Here is a 21,802-nt window from a genome sequence, read left to right on the forward strand (position 1 = left end):
TTCTCCTAGAAGACTCTTTTTTTATGTTTCATAGCTTTCTAATATGTATGCGTATAAAATGTAGAACATAAACAAAATAGACCCGCAGCTTATTACACTAATTAACACATAAAACCCCCACTTTAGGCTCAAAAACAATGAAAGTAATATGCTACACGCCATCACTTGAAAAATTCGTCTACTAACTAAACGAATTTTTTGTAATTTGATCGGTTCTTTCTCCGTACCCTTTACCTTTTTAAACTCTTTGCTAAGCATAAAAAGAAACATACTAATTCCAATTGTTAGTCCTGTTTGAAAGGATATAATACTTCCCGAATTAATAAAGAGAATGAGCATATGGATAAATAACATAAATAAAGTAACACTCTTTATAAATCCACTTATAATGAAATGCTCTTCTTTATCAAATTTATATATATTATGTGAAATAATATACACTAATCCATGTAAGAAAATAATAAGACAAGGAATAAATAATACAACAACTTGTTTACTCATAAACTCGTTGGGCACACCATTCTCGTTCCAATGTACTGCCATACGACTTGATAAATATGGATAGTAGCATAGAGTAAATAAAAGACAAGCGAAAAATATTCCTAGTATATATTTATATTTGACCAAGTGATTCTCACCTCTCTATTCTCTTAACGGCTTCGCCTCTTTTAGAGAAATCCCTGCAAAAATCTAACTTTCTCAATGTAAAACTTACACTTTACGCATTTTCTCTTTGAAATTCTTTCATTGTATTGTTTAAATTTGTAGGGAATTGTACTTCAACTTCGATCTCTTCTTTCGTAATCGGATGCAAAAAATTAATTTTCATCGCATGTAACGCTTGGCGATCCATATATTTTGTTTGTCCACCATATAATACATCCCCAACTAACGGATTTCCATTATAGCTCATATGAACACGAATTTGATGAGTTCTACCTGTTTCTAATTGTAACGTTACCAAGGTAGCATCTTGCTTCTTAAAATATTTTTCTACTTTATAATATGTTATAGCTTGGTCACCATTTGGAGAAACACGGCGCCTCGTAGCATGATGTCGATCTCTTCCAATGGCCGCGTCAATTGTGCCCTGCTTCTTTTTTACTCTTCCTTCAACAAGTGCCGTATACGTTCTTTTAATTTTCCGTTCCATTAATAAACGATCCATAATTGCACCCGCAATTCTATGTTTTGCGAATACAACACCACCTGTCGTATCTTTATCTAACCTATGGATATGACGAACCTTCGTCTCTAAACCTTGCATTTGAAAATGAAAAGCAACAAGATTGGCAAGTGTTCCCGTCCCATTTTTTTCAGAAGGATGTGTATCCATTTGCTCGGGCTTATTTACAATGAGTACGTGATCGTCTTCAAACACTACATTTAATTCACCGTATTCCGGCTCTACGCCGTACTCCTCCTCCATAAACATATGAACTTGTAACTTATCTCCTTCTTTTAAAAGTTCATTCCATCTCCTCTGTTCTCCGTTAACCGTAACACCTTTTTCCATACGAAGCTGATGTAATAACTTTTTTGGTACTTCCCATTCTACTTTTAACAACGACTCAATACTTATACCATTCCACGTCGCTGGAACCGTAATTTCACACCATTCGCCCTTTTTCTTTGTTTCCATACTATAATCACCTTATTTCTATTGATTCTCTCATTGTAACGGAAAACATACTTTGATGCACCGTCAAAAATAGAGGACAGTCTTATAATCGACTGTCCCCTCACGCTCTAAGCCTTTTCATCTCCTGCAACACTTCTTCAGCTTTTTGTTCATACAATAAATCTTTAAAGAAATCCGCCAATCGTTTATAGTCGTTGTACGTATCTAATAAGTCGTCTATTTTCTCTCCTTTCATAACTTGCTGCTTTTGCTTCATTTTTACTGGATAACGATACCCCGATACTTCTTGTATTTTATAATACTCATCCTCTACTTGAATGACTTTTACAAGTTCCTCTTCTTCCGCATCCATCGTATACCCGTCAAATTCTCTAAGTAGTTCATAAATGATATGAGTCCATTCATCTTTTGGATAAAATCCTTTTTCTAACCGATAACCGACAATGCGATACATATGTCCATCTTTTTCAGCAAACTGTACTGTATCATTTAGCTTAAACTTAAAATAACGAAACATTGCCTTCACCTACTTGTATGTAATGTTCTTATCACATACTATTTGCAAAATATAGGCCTTGCTATTCATAAAAAAAATACTCATCTTATAGATGAGTATTTTTTACGACGATTTTTTTCTTTTCTTTCGGAATGGTAACCACCAGTTCCAATCTCCAAACAATTTCATTAAACTTGGTACGAGCATAAGGCGAATAATTGTTGCATCAAGAAATATCGCTATCGCAACACCAATTCCCATTTGCTTTACTGGTAAAATATCGGTGAAGGCAAATGCACCGGTAACAACAATCATAATTAAAGCAGCCGACGTAATGATACGACTTGTAGAGACAAGCCCTTCTAGCGTTGCTTTATCATTATCTTTCGTCTCCTCATATAGCTCGTGAATACGTGAAATAAGGAATACTTCATAATCCATACTAAGACCAAATACGAGACCAAAAATAAAGATTGGTAATACAAATAAAACTGAACTTTCCTCTAATCCGAAATGCCCACCTTCAAATAACCAAATTACAATTCCAATTGTTGCGCTTAAACTAAGTACGTTCATAATAATCGCTTTAATTGGAATGAGTATAGAACGGAATGCGAATAATAAAATGACAAAGGTTGATCCAAATATAACAGACATACCAATTGCAACTTTATCTTTAATTTCATCTTCTAACTCTTGCTGGAACGTTGTCATACCGCCCAAATAGTAAGTAACATCGTTTTCCTTATAATTCTTTTTGAAATCACGAACCCATTGTTTTGCAGTTTCTGTACTTGGCTTCGTATCCAAAAAGACTTCCATTGTTGTTTTATTTCCTTTCGTATACGCTTCAAATACAGGAGCTATTTTCGCAGCTTCTGGCGACTGCAATATTCCAGCAACTTGATCTGCTTTCATTCCATTTAGCCCGTCATATACACTTTTCACCTTATATACTTGCTTATCATCTTTTAACTTTTGAACGACAGCTTCTATCTTTTGTAAACTTTCTTTTTCTGTTATATCTTTCTTCGTCTCTACTACTAATGTAACATCAGCGTGTGTTTGGACAGTTTTATTAAAGGTTTCTTCATACTTCTCAAATGCAACTCTCGTATCACTCTTTTCAGGTAACGCTTCAACACCAGGAAACTGCAAGTTAGCTGTACGTAGCGGTAATAAACAAATAACAATAAATGTTATAACAACAATAATCATGACGATTGGATGTTTCATTACAAACTGTGCAAATTTACGCCATACATTTGATGGCGTAGGCGCCGCCTGATTCTTTTTCAATATCCTTTTACCAATTAGAGATAATAGCGCTGGAAGAAGTGTGAGCGAAAACAAAATGCTCATAATAACGACAATCATCCCGCTAATGGCAACAGACTGAATATAGTCTATCTTAAAGAAAAATAAACCGGATAAACCGACGAATACACATAACCCTGAAAATACGATAGCACGCCCTGCCGTTTGATACGTAATCGCTATCGCTTCTTTCACGGTTCTCTTCGCAACTTCCTCTCGAAAACGATTTACAAATAACAGTGCGAAATCAATTGATAATGCGAGCCCAATCATCGGCGCAACATTTAACACGAAAATAGACAGCTCTTTATCACTACCTATAAAATATAAAATCCCCATCGTACTAATGACACTAAGCGCGCCATTTACAATCGGTAAAATAGAAGCAAGCAGACTACCAAATGAGAATAATAGTACGAGAAACGCAATAGGTAATCCAATCATCTCTGCTACTTTTAAATCGTTTTGCGTTCTTTCATTAATCTCTTGATTAATTTTCGGATACCCTGTCGGTGTTACTTTTAGTACTGCACTACTTTCCTTCTCGATTTTGTCGGCGAATTGTAATGTCTTTTCCATTCGTTCTTTATTTGTTTTCCCGGAAAATAAAATCGTCGCATAACCGATATCATCTTGTAACATCTCTTTATTTTGCATTGGATGATGAAAAGATTCGTATGTTTCCTTCTCTTGAATTTGATTTATTATCCCCTCTATACGCTTTTGGAAATCCTCATACGAAGTATCCTTTTCCTTCTCAAAAACGAGTAAAAGTGTATCTTGAGACTGCTTAAAATCTTTATCTAAAATTTCTTTCGTCCTTTGATAATCCCCTTCTGTTTGGAAACCATCACCACCCAATACTCCTGGAAGTTTTGGAGCAAAAGTACCGAGCACTATCGCAAGTAATAGTAATGCTACGATTACTGTATAACGAAATTGATACAGAAAAGTTCCTATCTTCCCCCACTTATCAATTTTATGTACATTTGTCTTCACACATTTTCACCTACTTTATATAATTCACTTATCATTTATACTGTATCACATCTCCCCATAAACAAAAAACGTCTAGAAAAACTATAATACTAGTTTTTCTAGGCGTTTTTCTATCTCTCGTTATTAAGTCCCAATCTCTCGGTAAGTAAACGATGACAATAAATTGCTATGATTAACAAAATGCCACCTGCGCAGTAACCTGCTAAAATATCGGTTGGATAATGTACATTTAAAATAACTCTACTTAATCCAATCAATATAATTAATATGCCCATCGAAATCGTAATACCACATTTTCCAGCTATACTTTTCAAATTCGCAGCAATGATATAGGCAAGAAAACCGAATGTTATGATAGATAGCATTGCATGTCCACTTGGGAAGCTATACCCAAGTGCGTCAAGTGCCTCATTTAATGATGGGCGGTCTCTTTTTGCAATTTCTTTTATTCCCTTATTAACAAGGTGTGTCGTTAATATAGCCATTGGATACACAATCATAGCAGCATAATAACGCTTTTTCCAAAAAACGAGCAAGCTTATAACTAGTGTCGTTATAACTCCAATTGCAGATCCTAACTTTGTAAAATATGTGAAGAATGTAATTGAGCTTTCTGTTTGTAATCCTTTTACCATCTCCCGGACATATGTATCCACTGCTGTAACTCCGCTTGCTTGTACTCTCCAAGCGATAATGCCGAATAAAGCAAGTAATAAAATCATACATATGAACTCATATCGATGTAACTTTTTCTTCAAACGATTTCCTCCTACTTATGAAAAAATGCGATTTCTACTTTAGAAACCGCATTTTCTTACTTATTTACCTTTTGTTTTCAGCTCTGTCCAGTAGCGATCGTAGTCTTTTAACTTATCGTCTACATCAACAAGCCATTCTGTACGATCTAATTCTTCTTTTGTTAAGAAGATCATGTGATTATCACGATATTCTTTACTATGAAGAGGATGAGCTTTTTCATTTGGATTACTATAACCAATTGACTCGTAGTTTTTCACACTTACTTTTTCATCTAATAAGTAGTTCATAAACTTCTCTGCAAGTTCTTTATGTTTTGCACCTTTTGGAATTGCTAACGTGTCAGCCCAAATTGTGCCGCCTTCTTTTGGTACAACGTATCCTACATCTTTATTGTCTTTCGCGATGAATGCTGCGTCTCCAGACCAAACTGTCCCGATCCACGCATCTTCGGTAATGAATTTTTGTTTAATGTTATCTGTATCGAATGCTAATAAGTTTGGAAGTAGCTTCTGTAAATCATTTGACGCTGTCTTTAACTGTGCATCCTCTTTCGTGCTATTAGAGAAACCGTTTTTCTTAAGTCCCATTCCTAATACTTCACGAGAATCGTTTAATAAAGTAACATGTCCTTTATATTTCTCGTTCCATAAATCATTCCAACTTGTAGGTGTTTCTTTCACATACTTTTTATTGTATGCAATTCCTGTTACACCCCAAGTATATACTAAAGAATACTTATTCTCTGGATCAAACGCAGGTGTTTTGAAATTAGAAACAAGATTCTCGATATTCGGGATGTTCTTCTTATCTAAAGGCTCTAACAAGTCCATCTTCGCCATCGTTTTCACCATGTAATCAGACGGCTGAATCAAATCATATGTTGCGCCACCAGCTTGTAATTTCGCAAGCATTTCTTCATTACTTGCATATTTATCATAGTTAATTTTCACGTTATATTTCTTTTCAAAATCTCTTAAAACTTGCTCATCAAAATTGTCAGCCCAGCTATAAATGTTTAATTCTTCTTTTTTCTCACCACAACCAGCAAGTACACCTGCAGCAAGACTGAAGCTAATTGCTATACCAGCTAATCTCTTCACTAATTTCATCGGTTTATTACCTCCTCGTTCTTTCTATATCATTCGTATTATAAAGGCAGGTGTCCTCCAGAGTTCTCTTCACCGTCTGCACCTTTATTACGGAAAATTTCCGATAGCACCATTAATCCTACAATTACAACGATTAATATTGTAGAAAGAGCATTGATTTCAGGTGATACTCCGCGCTTAACCATACTATAAATGTATAATGGCAATGTTGTTGATCCTGGTCCTGATACGAAGAAACTAATTACAAAATCATCAATCGATAATGTAAATGTTAATAATGCGGCTGAAATAACTCCTGGTGCAATTGCTGGAAACGTTACATAACGAAACGTTTGCCACGGCGTTGCTCCTAAATCGTTTGCAGCCTCTTCTAAATCACGTCCCATGCCAGAAAGGCGTGCCGCTAAAATAACAACAACAAATGAAATACTGAATGTAATGTGTGCAATAATAATTGTTGTTTTTCCAAGTTCCATACCTAATTGACTAAATAGGATAAGTAAAGATAATCCCATTAAAATATCAGGAATTAAAATTGGTAAATATACAAGACCGTTAATGACCCCTTCAAAACGATATTTGTAACGGTGTAATGCAATAGCAAAAATCACACCAAGAACTGTCGTCACAATTGTCGTTATAAGAGCAATCGTAATACTATTTACAAACGCATCAATAACATCTTGTTTTTGAAATAAATCTGTATACCAATGGAGTGTAAAGCCCTCCCATTCCGCATTAATGCGAGAATCGTTGAAGGAATATACCATTAAAACCATCATTGGAAAATACAAAAACAATAAGATTAACCAAGAATAAGAAACTAAAAACTTCTTCATTTTTGCCTATTCCCCTCCGTTTCCATCATATTTATATACTTTCGTTGCACGATAATATAAGTAAATTAACAGAACAGAGAATAGAACAACAATCATAGATAACGCGGAACCAAACGGCCAGTCACGTGAGCCTAAGAATTGGTTTTGAATTACGTTTCCGATTAATGCTACTTTCGATCCACCCATAACGTCTGATACAACAAACATTCCGATAGAAGAAACGAATACTAAAATAGAACCAGTTGTAATCCCTGACATCGTCATCGGTACTGTTACATTCCAAAATGCCTTTACTGGTGTTGCTCCTAAATCATAAGCTGCCTCTAGCTTACGCTTATCAAGCTGCTCAATTGCTGCATACACTGGTAAAATCATAAATGGTAATAAAGAATATACCATTCCGAGTATTACAGAAGGTGTATTATATAGCAGATTTAAAGGTTCACTAATAATACCTAGTTTCAATAGCAATGTGTTTACAAGTCCTTGTGAACGTAAAATAACAATCCATGCGTATGAACGAACAAGAAAGTTAATCCAGAACGGAATCGTTGCCAATAATAGAAGGATAGAACGATATTTACGATCAACAATTGTAATTGTATAGGCAAATGGATAACCGATTAATAAACATAGTACTGTAGTAATAACAGCTATCTTCACTGTTTCCCATAACGTCCCCATATATAATGGATCAAACACACGCGCTATGTTATCTAATGTAAATTTCATCTCCACTGTCCCGTATGCTCCGCGCTGCATGAAGGCAAATGCTAATACGAACAGAAGTGGAATTAGGAAGAAGAGTAACAGCCATACGACCGTAGGTAATGCGAGTAATTTCCCTTTCTTCAATTTAAGGTCACCTCGTCCTCTTGCTCCCAACCTACATATACATTATCCCCAGTGCTCCACTGCGTTGCTTCTTCAGCAGTTTGGTATGCCATTAGTAATTCCGCTGTTTTCTCCTCACGTACATATAGCTTTTCCATATTTCCAACAAATTCAATATCTTCAATATGCCCAAGGTGGTATTCTTTTAAAATTGGCTCTTCCACCGAGCGAACTTTTACATTTTCAGGGCGAACTGCTACGTAGTTTTCCCCATTTTTTACGATATTATTTTCACCTATGAACGTCGCAACAAACAATGTTTTCGGCTTATTGTAAATTTCTTTAGGCGTGCCGACTTGTTCGATATGCCCTTTATTCATAACGACAATACGATCACTCATACTCATCGCTTCTTCTTGATCGTGCGTTACATATATGAACGTAATTCCTAAATTACGTTGTAAGTTTTTCAATTCACGTTGCAAATCTTTTCTTAACTTAAAGTCAAGCGCTCCAAGTGGCTCATCTAATAGTAATACACGTGGGTTGTTTACAATTGCTCTTGCAATTGCTACACGCTGCTGCTGTCCACCAGAAAGCTTCGAAGGTTTACGGTTACGGAACTCCAGTAACTGCGTTAAACGCATTGCCTCTTCCGCACGTTCTTTCTGTTCTGCCGCTGATACTTTTTGCATTTTCATACCGAAACAAATATTTTTTTCAACATTCATATGTGGGAATAGTGCGTAATGTTGGAACACTAAATTCATATGACGCTTGTATGGCGGCAAATCGTTAATCTTTTCATCATCTAATAAAAGATTCCCTTTAGTTGGCGTTTCAAATCCTGCGATCATACGAAGTAAAGTCGTTTTCCCGCAACCACTCGGTCCTAAAATTGTTAAAAATTCTCCTTCTTTAATATCTAAAGAAAGAGGGGGGATAATCACTTGATTTCCAAAATGTTTTTCTACTGCTTCAACTTTAATAATCTTTTTCATTTTCCCGTCCTATCTACCTTAAATTTTAATTTTTATATTCATGAATAAATATTTATGTTCTATAGACTATTTTTTGTTTCGATCCAAACAAAAATGGTTGTTTAGCAGCGTTCTCTTCTATTCTTTATGTAGTATGTTTGATTCATTTTCGCATGATACATATGTCGAACAGAAAAACCCCTTCAGTTGCGAAGGGGTTTTTATCATACGGCTACGCCTACTGATAAACACCATCATCATTTTAACAACTTTCGTATGAATTTTAAAGCACTTTTTGTAGAAGAGTAACGAATTTTCATATCGAATGCTGTAGATTGGGACAAAATGCTTTTATAATGGGAAAAAGTCCGAAAACTTTGTTCACCATGATAGCTGCCCAACCCACTACTTCCAACGCCCCCAAAAGGTAAATATGGCGTTGCAAGGTGATATACGACATCATTTATACATCCTCCGCCATATGAAATATTACTCGTCACTTTCTCTTGCACTTTTCTATCTTCAGAAAATACATATAGTGCTAACGGCTTTGGATGGTGCTGAATCGTTTCAATTACCTCTTCTATTTTGTCATATTCTATAATTGGTAAAATTGGTCCGAAAATTTCATCTTCCATAACAGTACTTTGCCATGTAACATTCGTTAACACTGTAGGCTCGATGTGTAATGTTTCTTTCGTATAATTCCCGCCAATCACAGGTTTACCATCTTGCAAAAATGTACATAAGCGTTCAAAATGACGCTCACTCACAATTCGTACGTAATTGTCATTTTGTAGAGCATCTTTTCCATATTGCTCTGCGATTTCATGTCGTAATGCCTCGATTAACTGCTCTTTCACTGAAGAATGAACGTACATATAATCAGGCGCTACACACGTCTGCCCAGCATTCAAAAACTTGCCCCAAACGATACGTCTTGCGGTTACATCTAGCTTTGCATCTTTATGTACAATACATGGGCTTTTCCCGCCAAGTTCTAACGTAAGAGGCGTTAATTTTTTTGCCGCTGCTTCCATCACAACTTTTCCGACGCCAACACTACCTGTAAAGAAAATATAGTCAAACGGTTCCTTTAAAAGTGCACTGCTTTCCTCAACACCGCCTTCTACTACCGATACAAGCTCTTCTGGGAATAATTCTTCTAGCATTCTCGTAAGCACTTTTGAAACGTTTGGCGTTAACTCTGACGGCTTTAAAACGACTGTATTTCCGGCTGCCAATGCTCCTACGAGTGGTGCAATTGCTAATTGAAACGGATAGTTCCACGGTGCGATAATAAGCGTCACACCATACGGTTCTGGCACTACTTTCCCCTTCGATCCAAAATGAGTAAGAGCTGTGCGAACACGCTTTGGTTTACTCCAAGATGAAATATGCTTCATTTGAAAAGAAATCTCTTTTAGTACATATCCAATTTCTGTTGTAAATGATTCGTGAACTGATTTATTCAAATCTAATTTCAACGCTTGAAAAATCTCATCCTCAAAACGCTGAATTCCTTCATAAAGCTTCTTCAAATTATTCTTTCTCGTCTCTACACTTCTCGTATGTCCTTTATAAAAATATTCCTTTTGTTTATTTACAATAGAGGAAATACTCATTCACTCACCTTCTCCCACTATGTTTATCCCGCTATTAACGAGCAGTAAGACTCTCACCTCAAAATCCAGCGAATTCAAGGAAGTTAATAATCAGTGGGGATGGACAAAACCCCCACCGATTAAAGTTTCACTTTATACAATTCTTTCATTATTTATATAGACTTTATATGTAACAAATTTCTATTCGTAAAGTTACATTATATATGACTTTTTACTTTATATAAAATTCATTGCTCACAAAAAAACTACCGAAAGAAAATCTCTCGGTAGTTTTACTGTATTAACGATATAAACGAACAGCACCTGCAGAGTTATCATCAGCTTGTCCTACTACTTCAAACTTCAGACCAAGCTTCGGTAAAATACGTCCTGCATCTGGAATCTGCTCATTAATATACTTTTTAGAGTCATCAAACTTCGGTACTCCTGGTAATCCATCGTATACAAATGTTCCACGCGTTGGAGATACAACTTTCCAAGCTGGCGTTTTGTCAAATGAGAACGCCGAATCAGCAATTTGGAATCGCGTACTGCTTTTAAATGTTGGTTTGCCATTTAAAGTTCCTGCAATTGCTTCTGGATGAGAGTCAACTACTCCAAGGAAACCATGTCCTGGATGTATACCAACCCAGTTATCTGTGTAAGCTGAATCCGCATACCATACAACCATACCAGTGTTATATACCGGACCGCGAGCAAATTTCAATGCGTTATCTGAACCAGCATAGTTTCTCCACTCAACATAGTAGTTATGTTTTTTCTTCTCTGTTCCGTTAGATACAACGAAACCATCTAATTTAAATTGTGATGTACCTTCTGCATCATCTGAGAATGCAACTTGACCATCTACTGTTAATGACGCATTATCAAGAGCGAATCCGTTTAACGCTAAACCACCATCAGTAATGTAATCAAATGTTAATTTCACTTTCTTACCTTTGAACTGACTTAAATCATATGATTTATCAATCCATTTTCCATTTGTCGTAGCTGCATTTCCACTATTTGCTTTCTCACCAAGTCTTTCAATTAACGTTTGTTGACCGTCTTCTGTTACAGCGTGTACTTCAAGGAAATCGTACTCTGCTTCGATTTCATACAATGACTTGAAATCAAATTTCGCAGTCGTTGCATTTGTTAAATCGAACAGCGGTGTTTCCATCTTTGTATGAAGATCGTCACCTTTTGTGCTGTAGTAATACTGTTTACCAAATGCAGGCTGAATTCCTTTTACATCTTTATCTGGTAAGTTAACACGAATCAGACCTGGACGATCTGACTTCGTAACACTTTGGTCTAAGTATGTTGCTAGACCGATACCTTTATTTAATTTCTCGTAATCTACCTCTACGATATTTGCCCAGTTACCACCTATTGTTTTTTGGAAAAACTCTTTATTTTGTGGTGATAAACTCGTTGGTGTTGTTCCAGCAATTTTACCAGCCCAGCTACCGCCACTCATAATAGACCAAGCTTCAACCGGCTCACCATCACCGCTATATTGTGTATCATACTCATCTGGAAGACCTAAATCATGGCCATATTCATGTGCGAATACACCAACCGCGCCATCTTCTGGTTCAATTGTGTAGTCGAATGCTGCCATCTTTCCGCCCCAATATGGAACTTTCGCTTGTGTACCTTCAATTGCGAATGGTTTTGGTCCAACTGTCCAGCGATGTGACCAAATTGCATCATCACCTAATTTACCACCGCCTGCTTCTTGTCCAACACCCGCATGAATAATCATTAAGTGATCGATTAAACCGTCCGGTTGATTTTGATTTCCATCACCATTTACATCGTATTGATCGAACTGATCAAACTGTGATAAATCAAGTCCGCTATCTACAGCTGCTTTTAATGCATCTTTTACTAGATCACGTGGTCCTTTTGGTCCTTTATTATCATGACCTGTACCAGCATCAGCACCATAATCAGCTGCTTTACCAGGAACCGTTAACCATTTTGTAACTGTTCCGTCCACTGTGTAGCTACCACCAGATTGCTCTTCGTAATATTGTTTAAACGTTTCGATTTTGCTTCCATCCTCTAACGCGAATGGCTCATTACCGAATAACATTTTTTCATAATGTTCTTTGTTAAAATCGTTAGAATACATGTAGCCAGGCTCTTTATCGATATTGTTATGTTTAAAGTCAGCATACTCTACAAGTAAAACGAGTACTTTATCCTTTCGAACTTCACCGTTATATTCTTTTTGCTTTGCTGGAGAAGTTGGTACTTTACCATTTAGACCGCCTTTAACTGGTCCTGCCGCAGCAGGTGTCCCTGTTGCAGGTTTATCTAACTTTTCTTTCGTGTCTGCTTTCGCATCTTTCACTTTCTTTAAAAAGTCAGATGCATCTTTCGTAAGTTGGTCCCCACTTGCCGCTTCTTTCCCAGGATTTTCACCCTTCTTTTTCTCTACATACTTTTCGACAGCTTTCTTTGTTTCTGTCCCTGAAGCAGATGAATCAATTACCCCACGTTTTTTTAGCGCATTTGCTAATCTCTCTTCTGGGATTAAGTGATCATCCACTGGGCTTGTAGCTGTCTTGTTTTCAGGCGTTTCAGCATATACAGACTGGCTTCCAGCACCAAACGACAAGCCTAGAACAGCTGTCAAAGCAATTGATGATAACACTTTAAATGGTTTCTTTTTCATCCCTTATTTCCTCCCCTAATATAAAATATGTATTACATATTTTATATTATTAAAAATTCAATATATTTTCAATATTTAGTTATATTATGTAATCTTTTTAATATATTTGTAAAAATTTCATAGTTAGTATACGAATATATCACAATTCAACAATGTTTTCTGAAAATATTGAAAATTTTTGGCGAAAACATTATAATTTCCATAGAGAGAATTTAATGGGGATTTTATCTTTGTTTCATCTACACAATATTCGATAATTTGACACATAAAATATAAAATTTGGTTAATTATCGTCTACTATGTAGCAGCAATTATGACCAATAATTAGGGAGGAATTACATTTGTACAAAGATAAGGCTGACTCACTAGATCAAGAATGGATTGATTTAATACTTGAAGCTCTAGATGCTGGCATTGCCCTGCAAGATATTGAACACTTTTTCCAACGTATGAAGCATACGAGCCAGGCTCAATAGCCTCGTTCTTTTTAACGAAGTTTATGTTATAATAATCACATCATAAGACGACTACATATTGATAGAAAGGTGCGCAAATATGATAGGAGAACGTATAAAACGCCTTCGTTTACAAAAAGGCATTTCACTAACAGAACTCGCCGAAAAAGCTGGTGTAGCTAAATCTTACATTAGTTCTATAGAACGGAATTTACAAAAAAACCCTTCCATTCAGTTTCTTGAAAAAATTTCAGCTGTTCTACAAATTCCAGTTGATACTTTACTTCACGATGAAACAACATCAGAAAGTCATCTAGACTCCGAATGGACACAACTCGTTAAAGATGCGATGAGCTCCGGTGTCTCAAAAGAACAGTTTCGTGAATTTCTCGAATTTACACAATGGAAGAAAAATCAACAATAATACATATGAAAGAGTGCTTAAAACGGGCACTTCTTTTTTTCTTTATAAAAAAAAGCGGGGAATCCCCGCTTTTTGATTTATTATTTTTCTTCTCCAGCTTCTTGGTTAGCATTGAATGTCCACTCTAAATTCAATGAATCACCTTGGAAAATATTTTGATCTTTTTCATTTTCTACGAATTCAAACTGTACCCATAGGTAATCCTCTGTGCCAGCCTCTAATCCACCCTTTTCTCCCCACTCAGGAGCAAAGATGTCTTTAGCTAAAAGATCTGGATCAACATTTTGTAAATCAGCTAAAGTTGTTTCATATACAGGCTCACTTTGCTTATCCCAGTTCCAAAGGAATTTCACTTTAATATGCTTACCAAAGTCTTCACCAGCATTATCGTTTTTTGCATCTGTAACAGTGTACTTTGTCGCTAATTTAACATCTTTAATTGTTAAATTACCATCGTTCTTTAATAAGAACTCTTTCTTAACAGAATCCCCTGGTTTTAAATCTTTAATATCTACAAGCGTTTTAGGGTTTAATGTAAGATCTAACGTCCCAGCTGCAAATGTATTATTTGACACTTCTTTATCACTAAAGAATGCAAATGTTCCTCCACCAATTAAAGATAACCCCAATGCTGCTGATGCAACTCCCATACCTAATTTCTTTTTCAGACTCACAATCAATTCCCCCTAGCTGTTTTTTGTATTTTTATCTCTTATTTCAAAATAAGAGGTGTAACTAAAACTATATTAGCTTAGCTAATATTTGTTCTTTTTAAAAACCTTAAGTTCATTATAACGAACAAATCTATATAAGTACAATGTATTTTTTGATTATTTTTATTTCTCAATATTTTTTCCTTTTTTCAGAAAATTACGTAGGAATAAAATAAGACTTTAATCCGTGTTTTCCTGTCCATCCCCACTGATTATTAACCTTCACCAAGTGGTGGGCTGCCAACTAACTTCCTCACATTCGTTAAATTTTTGGGTGAAGGCCTTATACCCACGAATAGTGAAATAAGAAAAACAAAGCAAATAGGTGAGTAGTAGGGCTCTCTCACCTATTTGCCTTATGATTGTATTTATTCCTTCCGAAATGCTGCTGTATTTTACTTACTATTCCTATTTCTTCTGTTCTTCTTGTTTCTTACTTTCTTCTAGCTTTTTTGCTTCTTCCTGTTTCTTACTCTCTTCTAGCTTTTTCGCCTCTTCTTGCTTCTTACTCTCTTCTAGTTTTTTCGCCTCTTCCTGTTTCTTACTCTCTTCTAGCTTTTTCGCTTCTTCTTGCTTCTTACTCTCTTCTAGCTTTTTCGCTTCTTCTTGCTTCTTACTCTCTTCTAGCTTTTTCGCTTCTTCTTGCTTCTTACTCTCTTCTAGCTTTTTCGCTTCTTCTTGCTTCTTACTCTCTTCTAGCTTTTTCGCTTCTTCTTGCTTCTTACTCTCTTCTAGTTTCTTTTGCTTCTCAGCCTCACTCACTTGCTTTGCTGTTTCATCCACTAATAATTTCTCAAAAGCTTGAACTTGTCTATCAATCACCTGTAAATTAACTTCTTTATCAACATACTCACAGTTTTCTTTAACTATATGAAAACCAGCATTCACATACGAGAATACTTGCTTATTAGATTCACTTTCATTTTCCTTTAACTCTTCTTGCGCTTTGTTATACGGACTTTCTATTGATACATATACTTTTTGTAATAGTTCTCTCTCAGCAGCTATTTTCTCACGCCCTTGCTTCCACGTAACAAGCACCTGTTCTAACTCTTGAGTGGAAGTGAAAGTTAATTTCGATTTCATCTCTTCATACTCATGCAAAATAACTTCCTTATGTTGCTTAGCTTGCTGTGTTAACTGATCAACTGTTTTTGGAAAAATACTTGCTGTAGAAATAGTAGCCTGCACTTTCGTCTCATGAATGAAAGCTGCCTCTGTATAAGTCATCATTTGAGAACCTAAATAAAAAGTAATAGAGCACAAACATGGCAATATAAGCATCTTTTTGAATTTGCGAGGTGTCTTCAGCATTTTAATCTCTCCTATCGAACAACTTGTTCTTTATCAAGAACTATAACTTTATTATAATAAAGTGAATTACAAAATGATATAAAAATTATGTTTCTTTTTACATTTCTCTTTTAACACAAAAAGAGACTACCACTTTTGATAGTCTCTTTTTGTTGTCATTATTATTTCGTTTCACCATCGCCTTGCTGTGCATCAAACGTCCAAGTTAATTGTAACTTATCGCCTTGGAATTCATTTTGATCTTTTTTATTATCAACGAATTCAAATTTCACTTTGAATTTATCAGATTTACCTGCAGAAATACCTTTTTCATCCCAGAACCAAGCAGCTAAATCATTATTTACTGCTGTAAGTGTATCACCCTTCAATTTATCTAATGTAGTTTCTTTCACAATCGTCTCATGCTTATCTACATTTTTTAAGAATGTTACTTTAATATGTTTACCAAAATCATCTTTATTATCTTTCTTCGTATCTTCTACGCTATAGTCTGTTTTTAATAGAACCTTTTTAATATCTAAAGAACCTTTATTTTCTAGTTTAAATTCTTTTTCAATTGTATCACCAGGTTTTAAATTCGATACATTAACAACTGTTGATGGATTTAATGATAAATCAAGCGTACCAGCCGCAAATGTATTATTTGACACTTCTTTATCGCTAAAGAATGCAAATGTTCCTCCACCAACTAATGCTGCTCCTAGTACTGCTGATGCGATACCCATCCCTAATTTTTTCTTTAAAGTCATGTCCAAATCCCCCATAATATATATATTTGTTAATTTCCTAGTAGGAAATTATAACTAAGATAACTAGACGGATTGTTCTACTTTTTTATCTTTCTTTTCCCCGTCGATGCTACGAATAGCGCCAAAAATAGAAATCGCGGAATAGCCAAGTAAAAAGACTCCTGGAATAATAAGAAGTAATGCTGCTCCCGCCTTTGAACTCGCATAATTCAGTCCATAACCAACGTATGGAACTGTAATATCTGCATATTTTCCGATTACATTTTCTGCAAGTACTGGTGCTAAATCTGGTCCGTTGTTGTTATCCCCTTTTGTTTCATACATTACTTTTCCATTTGTATCTTTCACACCGATAATACGGTGAGTGACAATTTTTTCATCTTTCTCTTTAAAGGTAATAACATCACCTTTTTGATATTTAGAACCATCTTTCGTTGGCTCTATCGCAATGATTGACCCTGTCAAAAATGTTGGTTCCATCGATCCTGAAAGAACGCTCTTAAATTGATATCCCATCACTGTTGGATCCCCGCCACTCGCTTTTGAAGAAATAACTACAAAAGCTAAACAAACCATTACCGCAAATAAAACAAATGAGATAACGTTGCTAATCACCTTCCAAATTAATTTCATCGTCTCTCTCCCTCTCCGTTGTTTTATATTATTTGAAGTATGCAATATACACTTTCGTTCTTTAACAAGAACACAAGTAAATAATATAACGAACATAACGGAAATGCAATAAGAAAATTTACAATTATTAGTTATTTTACAGGGATATATGAACACAAAAAAGACCGTGACAAAATCTCATCACAGTCTCCATACTAACAATTTATTTCTCTTCTGATTTCATTCCTTGTTTATTTCGACGCAGCACTACATATAAAATGGCTCCAAATAATACAATCGCACCTATCCCAACACTTATCACTTTCACATTGGATTCCTTTACTTCAGGTGCTACGGTATCTTTTTTAGGCATCGCAAACGTAACATCTTCTTTTGAAAGAACATTTATAGTCGCAATCGTTTGATTATTTTTTATAATATCTACCGTACCAACTACTTCACCGCGATGAATTCCTTTTTGGTACAAAGATTCTTTATCCACTGAATTAACCCGAAAAGCCGTTTTTACATTTTTCCCTTCATCTTTCTTCAACATAAGCTCAGCACTTTTTTCGAGCTCAGAATCAACATCTTTATTTAAATACGTTGTCTTTTGATGCCAACTATGTTTATCGAGTACCGTTTGCTTCGTAAATTGCCCAAAAGAATATTCCGCCATCTGCTTCAAATCTTCATAAATTTCAGGTCTTTGAGAAGCCATTACTACATTTATAATACGATTTCCATCCTTCTCATTTAATAAAACGAGCGTATTGCGCGCTTCATTCGTAAATCCTGTCTTACCACCAATGCTATATGGATTTTCAAAATAAGTAGACTTATTAAAAATAGACACTGTTTGCGTAGATGTCGTAACCGTCGTTCTTTTCGTATTCATCGCTTGTAAAATTTCAGGATACTTTTGCACACCTCTTGTAATCATTGCCATATCATATGGCGTCGTATAATGATTTGGATCATGCAATCCATTTGGCGTTACAAAATGGCTATCTTTAGCCCCTAATTGCTTCGCCTTTTCATTCATCATATTAGCGAAATTTTCAACACTTCCTCCAATACGCTCCGCAATCGCATACGACACATCATTCGCACTCAGCACCATTAAAATCATAAGTGCAGTATTTCTATTAATAGTCTCACCAGGTTGAAACTCAATTTGATAATTACTCTTCTCTTGATCTAATGCTAATCGTGAAAACGTAAATTGATCCTCTGGCTTCGTATGCTCCATCAATAAAATCGCCGTTAACACTTTCGTCATACTAGCAGGGAACGCACGATGATGTGCATTTTTGTCGTACAACATATCTCCTGTTTTCGCATCAATCGTAGTCGCAAACTGACTAAAAACATTCGGCCCTTCCGCAGGTGGAGGTGCCACTTGCTCCGGATTTACTCCAATATTCGTCTCAGCATATAACGTCATAGGTGTCAAAAAAAATAAACAAATAACCATAATAAAAACCGAAATTTCCTTAAAATTTACCATATGACTCTCCCTTTTCACTTTACTTTCACATTCTATAAAATAACTCTACCAATCTATATGTAATTTGTATTAAATTGAAAGAATATTCACTTTTTTACTATATCACACTTTAACGATAAGGAACATAAATATACAATAAAAAATAAGAAGGAATTACTCTTTCTTATCCTTCTCATCAATCAACGAATCTATTAACTTTTGCCCAGCTTCCTCAGCCGTAATCTCATCCGTCATACCCATAAATGACCAACCTTTAGAATCGACCCACTCAACGAACTCTTGCAAAAACTCATCATGCGTCACATCCACATCAAGAATCGAACCATCAATCGAAATCGTTCTATTTCTAGACACACGCATCTTAAACGTTTTTCTTACCATTACAATTATTCTCCCTCTACTCCTGAATATTTATAAATATCTTGTACTTCTTTTATACATGATTTCTTGAAAATTGTAAAAAGGATATATTGGCCAATTTGCATATTAAAAATGAAAATCTCTTATTATATAACCCTCACACTACATTCATTTGGTCATAAATTACGGAATACATCCATATAAAAAAAACAAAACACCTTACATTATATCACATCAAACACACTTGACTTTAGTACAATAAAATGGAATATATTAGAAAATACCTTAAAATGAGGAGGAACTCCATGGCGCGTTGTACATATTGTAAAACGAAGTGGAAAGTAAAAGATGTATGGTCGCTTCTCATAACATTCGAAAAAGATTGTCCGTATTGTTTCGGAAGACAATATCTATCAAAGAAAACATTGAACGCTATGCCAGAACTTATAAGCTTACCTTTACACTTCTTATTCCCTTTTCTTGTCGATTTAAGTGATAAAAGTCCTTTGGATTGGTATCGGAAATCATAATATAACAGGTTTATTCAAAATCCACTTTCAATTAAATGCTCTTCTTATATATTCCTTAATACACTACTAGCGTGATTCCAAATACATTACCTTTAAAAGATTGCTATAAAATATTGTAAAATTTCAGTTAATTATATATAATTGCTTTAGCATAATTATTAAAGATGCTATTACATAAGCATTTTTGAAGATCCCGTAGCTCAGCAGGGAGAGCGCCACCTTGACAGGGTGGAGGTCGTGAGTTCGAGTCTCTCCGGGGTCATACAGTTAGTTATATCAAGGGTTTGAGTACGTTTCTTAACAATTAAAAATGTTATGGTCATTACCAAACCGGTACGACTAAACGAAAACCACTTCGCAAAAAAATGCGGGGTGGTTTTTTGTTGTTAAAATTTGCTGTCCTTGATTTTTTGGACGATAGAGAGTTTAAGAATGTTACACCGAAAACGCTACAAAGCTATCGGGATATTCTGAAACAGTTTGAAAATTTCTGTTTAGAACATGATGTTATCAATGTCGAGGATATTACTACAAGTATTATGAAGCGATATATCTTGCATTATCAAAAGAAAGGAAACAACGCAACCACTACAAACTCTAAGTTGCAACGTATTCGTGCTTTTCTTAATTATATGATTGAATGTGAAGTCATTAAGAATAATCCTGCTAAGAAAATACAGAAAGCACGAGAAGATGTACGTATTGATGTATTTACGGATTATCACATTAAACAAATGCTTAACTACTATAGAAGGATTAAACAGCGTGAAAAAACCTTTTACGCATATCGTGACTATTCCATTATCGTTGTTTTACTTGGTACAGGGTTGCGACAATCTGAATTATGTTCCCTAAAGTGGACTGATATTGACTTCAAATATCAAACTTTATCTGTATTTGGGAAAAGTCGTAAAAGAGAATCTATTCCTGTTGCCGATAAGGTAATTATGGAGTTAGCGACATACAAAACATTTTGCGAACAGATCTTTGTAGAAAAAGGACTTTCAGAATACGTTTTTTCAAACCGTACTAATAAACAATTAACTCCTAATGCGGTACAAAACGTCTTTAAACGTCTAGCCAAGATTATGAATTTTAAAGATGTACGTCTTTCCAGCCATACATTTAGACATACATTCTGTCAACGCTGTATCCAATCGGGAATGAGTACATTTGCGGTTCAAAGGTTAATGAGACATTCGTCCATAGTAGTAACAGAAAGATACGCAGCTATGTGGGGAAATGACTTAAAAGAACAAAACGACAAGTTTAATCCTTTAAATACGATAGATATATAAATAGGAAAAAAGCCACCTACGGCAATAGGTGACCAAAATTCAAATTCAAAACTAAATAACGGAAATTCCGTACATTCAGCACCTCCATTATAAATTTTTCAAAAATATAATGCAAGAGGTCTAGTTTCCTATTGTCTTTTTTAGCTAGTGTACAGAGATTTTCGAATGTGGGAATGACCTAACACCACACTAAACACTTGAACAGGTTAGCTAAGCCAATGTCATAAAATTAAGCGTCCTAACAGATAACGGTTCCTTGTTTACGTTGTTAAGAGTCTAGGTGAGAACGACCACTAACGGTTCGGCTGGTTGCTTGGTGTACTACGGTACAGGTAGCAACGAATAAGAAAGATCATATTAGGTTACGAGTAATTAAGGGTATGTCAGTAGTACAATTCCTTCCCTAAGTTTTTCAGCATGTTGGACAAGCATGACATGTTAAAAGTTCGTTGCAGATGAAAATCTAGCGTTCAAACAAGGTGATACGATGGAAACCTCAGCAAACTCAGTTTAATTCAGTATTAAAGAACGTCTACTTTTATAGCACTTTGTTTTTTGAAGTGTTATAA

General features: G+C 35.4%; 21 protein-coding genes and 1 tRNA gene. 5 read left to right on the forward strand and 17 right to left on the reverse strand.

Annotated elements, in window-relative coordinates:
- Positions 1-21 precede the first annotated feature (21 nt).
- From CQZ94_RS02685 to inhA1, 11 genes are all read right to left on the reverse strand, one after another.
- Entirely contained in the window at positions 22-627 is a 606-nt protein-coding gene (locus CQZ94_RS02685) for a DUF1648 domain-containing protein (protein WP_105584175.1), read from the reverse strand.
- A 91-nt stretch (positions 628-718) separates the two neighbouring features.
- Positions 719-1,642, reverse strand: a complete 924-nt coding sequence (locus CQZ94_RS02690) for an RluA family pseudouridine synthase (RefSeq protein ID WP_105584176.1) — start codon at positions 1,640-1,642, stop codon at positions 719-721.
- Positions 1,643-1,742: 100 nt separating this feature from the next.
- Positions 1,743-2,159 (reverse strand): hypothetical protein, encoded by a 417-nt coding sequence (locus tag CQZ94_RS02695; protein WP_002149692.1) that lies wholly within the window; start codon positions 2,157-2,159, stop codon positions 1,743-1,745.
- Positions 2,160-2,261: 102 nt separating this feature from the next.
- On the reverse strand, positions 2,262-4,454 hold the full coding sequence (locus tag CQZ94_RS02700) for an MMPL family transporter (protein ID WP_105584177.1): 2,193 nt from the start codon (positions 4,452-4,454) through the stop codon (positions 2,262-2,264).
- A gap of 110 nt (positions 4,455-4,564) precedes the next feature.
- Positions 4,565-5,212 (reverse strand): phosphatase PAP2 family protein, encoded by a 648-nt coding sequence (locus CQZ94_RS02705; protein WP_142395729.1) that lies wholly within the window; start codon positions 5,210-5,212, stop codon positions 4,565-4,567.
- 60 nt (positions 5,213-5,272) lie between these two features.
- Positions 5,273-6,322 carry a spermidine/putrescine ABC transporter substrate-binding protein PotD gene (gene potD, locus CQZ94_RS02710; RefSeq protein ID WP_002117252.1) on the reverse strand — a complete coding sequence of 350 codons (1,050 nt, stop codon included), beginning with the start codon at positions 6,320-6,322 and terminating at the stop codon, positions 5,273-5,275.
- A 38-nt stretch (positions 6,323-6,360) separates the two neighbouring features.
- Complete coding sequence (potC, locus tag CQZ94_RS02715) at positions 6,361-7,161, reverse strand: spermidine/putrescine ABC transporter permease PotC (protein WP_105584178.1); 801 nt, start codon at positions 7,159-7,161, stop codon at positions 6,361-6,363.
- 6 nt (positions 7,162-7,167) lie between these two features.
- Positions 7,168-8,016, reverse strand: a complete 849-nt coding sequence (gene potB, locus CQZ94_RS02720; protein WP_002126118.1) for a spermidine/putrescine ABC transporter permease PotB — start codon at positions 8,014-8,016, stop codon at positions 7,168-7,170.
- Entirely contained in the window at positions 8,013-8,996 is a 984-nt protein-coding gene (gene potA / locus CQZ94_RS02725; RefSeq protein ID WP_105584179.1) for a spermidine/putrescine ABC transporter ATP-binding protein PotA, read from the reverse strand. The genes potB and potA overlap by 4 nt, the downstream gene beginning before the upstream one ends.
- Before the next feature lie 236 nt (positions 8,997-9,232).
- Positions 9,233-10,600 (reverse strand): aldehyde dehydrogenase, encoded by a 1,368-nt coding sequence (locus CQZ94_RS02730; RefSeq protein ID WP_105584180.1) that lies wholly within the window; start codon positions 10,598-10,600, stop codon positions 9,233-9,235.
- Positions 10,601-10,880: 280 nt separating this feature from the next.
- The gene (inhA1, locus tag CQZ94_RS02735; protein WP_105584181.1) at positions 10,881-13,268 is read right to left on the reverse strand and encodes a M6 family metalloprotease immune inhibitor InhA1; all 2,388 of its coding nucleotides are present in this window, start codon (positions 13,266-13,268) and stop codon (positions 10,881-10,883) included.
- A gap of 341 nt (positions 13,269-13,609) precedes the next feature.
- Between inhA1 and CQZ94_RS02740 the strand changes: the two genes are divergently transcribed.
- Positions 13,610-13,744, forward strand: coding sequence for an anti-repressor SinI family protein (locus CQZ94_RS02740; protein WP_002011474.1), 135 nt, complete (start codon positions 13,610-13,612; stop codon positions 13,742-13,744).
- A gap of 79 nt (positions 13,745-13,823) precedes the next feature.
- The gene (locus CQZ94_RS02745; RefSeq protein ID WP_105584182.1) at positions 13,824-14,147 is read left to right on the forward strand and encodes a helix-turn-helix domain-containing protein; all 324 of its coding nucleotides are present in this window, start codon (positions 13,824-13,826) and stop codon (positions 14,145-14,147) included.
- A gap of 80 nt (positions 14,148-14,227) precedes the next feature.
- Here the strand turns inward: CQZ94_RS02745 and calY are convergent, their stop codons facing one another.
- The 6 genes from calY to CQZ94_RS02775 all read right to left on the reverse strand — a co-directional run bounded on the left by calY (position 14,228) and on the right by CQZ94_RS02775 (position 19,426).
- On the reverse strand, positions 14,228-14,821 hold the full coding sequence (gene calY / locus CQZ94_RS02750) for a biofilm matrix protein CalY (RefSeq protein ID WP_105584183.1): 594 nt from the start codon (positions 14,819-14,821) through the stop codon (positions 14,228-14,230).
- Between the two features lie 447 nt (positions 14,822-15,268).
- A complete protein-coding gene (locus tag CQZ94_RS02755) occupies positions 15,269-16,174 on the reverse strand; it encodes a DUF4047 domain-containing protein (protein ID WP_105584184.1) in 906 nt (301 codons plus the stop codon).
- A 161-nt stretch (positions 16,175-16,335) separates the two neighbouring features.
- A complete protein-coding gene (locus tag CQZ94_RS02760) occupies positions 16,336-16,923 on the reverse strand; it encodes a CalY family protein (protein ID WP_002030432.1) in 588 nt (195 codons plus the stop codon).
- Positions 16,924-16,986: 63 nt separating this feature from the next.
- On the reverse strand, positions 16,987-17,556 hold the full coding sequence (gene sipW / locus CQZ94_RS02765) for a signal peptidase I SipW (RefSeq protein WP_105584185.1): 570 nt from the start codon (positions 17,554-17,556) through the stop codon (positions 16,987-16,989).
- Between the two features lie 202 nt (positions 17,557-17,758).
- Positions 17,759-19,045 (reverse strand): D-alanyl-D-alanine carboxypeptidase family protein, encoded by a 1,287-nt coding sequence (locus CQZ94_RS02770; protein WP_105584186.1) that lies wholly within the window; start codon positions 19,043-19,045, stop codon positions 17,759-17,761.
- 153 nt (positions 19,046-19,198) lie between these two features.
- On the reverse strand, positions 19,199-19,426 hold the full coding sequence (locus CQZ94_RS02775; protein WP_002064332.1) for a hypothetical protein: 228 nt from the start codon (positions 19,424-19,426) through the stop codon (positions 19,199-19,201).
- Between the two features lie 284 nt (positions 19,427-19,710).
- Between CQZ94_RS02775 and CQZ94_RS02780 the strand changes: the two genes are divergently transcribed.
- From CQZ94_RS02780 to CQZ94_RS02790, 3 genes are all read left to right on the forward strand, one after another.
- Positions 19,711-19,935, forward strand: coding sequence for a hypothetical protein (locus tag CQZ94_RS02780; protein ID WP_105584187.1), 225 nt, complete (start codon positions 19,711-19,713; stop codon positions 19,933-19,935).
- A gap of 189 nt (positions 19,936-20,124) precedes the next feature.
- Positions 20,125-20,197 (forward strand) — tRNA-Val (locus CQZ94_RS02785).
- A 118-nt stretch (positions 20,198-20,315) separates the two neighbouring features.
- Positions 20,316-21,233 carry a tyrosine-type recombinase/integrase gene (locus CQZ94_RS02790; protein WP_225990160.1) on the forward strand — a complete coding sequence of 306 codons (918 nt, stop codon included), beginning with the start codon at positions 20,316-20,318 and terminating at the stop codon, positions 21,231-21,233.
- The last annotated feature ends 569 nt before the right edge of the window (positions 21,234-21,802 follow it).

This window comes from Bacillus sp. MYb209, from assembly GCF_002975175.1.
GTDB lineage: Bacteria > Bacillota > Bacilli > Bacillales > Bacillaceae_G > Bacillus_A.

Coding starts and splice junctions, on each gene's coding strand:
- potD (WP_002117252.1), bottom strand. CDS start 6,322: ATGAAATTAGTGAAGAGATTAGCTGGTATAGCAATTAGCTTCAGTCTT.
- CQZ94_RS02770 (WP_105584186.1), bottom strand. CDS start 19,045: ATGGTAAATTTTAAGGAAATTTCGGTTTTTATTATGGTTATTTGTTTA.
- potA (WP_105584179.1), bottom strand. CDS start 8,996: ATGAAAAAGATTATTAAAGTTGAAGCAGTAGAAAAACATTTTGGAAAT.
- CQZ94_RS02690 (WP_105584176.1), bottom strand. CDS start 1,642: ATGGAAACAAAGAAAAAGGGCGAATGGTGTGAAATTACGGTTCCAGCG.
- CQZ94_RS02775 (WP_002064332.1), bottom strand. CDS start 19,426: ATGGTAAGAAAAACGTTTAAGATGCGTGTGTCTAGAAATAGAACGATT.
- CQZ94_RS02780 (WP_105584187.1), top strand. CDS start 19,711: ATGGCGCGTTGTACATATTGTAAAACGAAGTGGAAAGTAAAAGATGTA.
- CQZ94_RS02695 (WP_002149692.1), bottom strand. CDS start 2,159: ATGTTTCGTTATTTTAAGTTTAAGCTAAATGATACAGTACAGTTTGCT.
- CQZ94_RS02745 (WP_105584182.1), top strand. CDS start 13,824: ATGATAGGAGAACGTATAAAACGCCTTCGTTTACAAAAAGGCATTTCA.
- CQZ94_RS02760 (WP_002030432.1), bottom strand. CDS start 16,923: ATGACTTTAAAGAAAAAATTAGGGATGGGTATCGCATCAGCAGTACTA.
- CQZ94_RS02755 (WP_105584184.1), bottom strand. CDS start 16,174: ATGCTGAAGACACCTCGCAAATTCAAAAAGATGCTTATATTGCCATGT.
- CQZ94_RS02730 (WP_105584180.1), bottom strand. CDS start 10,600: ATGAGTATTTCCTCTATTGTAAATAAACAAAAGGAATATTTTTATAAA.
- inhA1 (WP_105584181.1), bottom strand. CDS start 13,268: ATGAAAAAGAAACCATTTAAAGTGTTATCATCAATTGCTTTGACAGCT.
- potC (WP_105584178.1), bottom strand. CDS start 7,161: ATGAAGAAGTTTTTAGTTTCTTATTCTTGGTTAATCTTATTGTTTTTG.
- sipW (WP_105584185.1), bottom strand. CDS start 17,556: ATGAAATTAATTTGGAAGGTGATTAGCAACGTTATCTCATTTGTTTTA.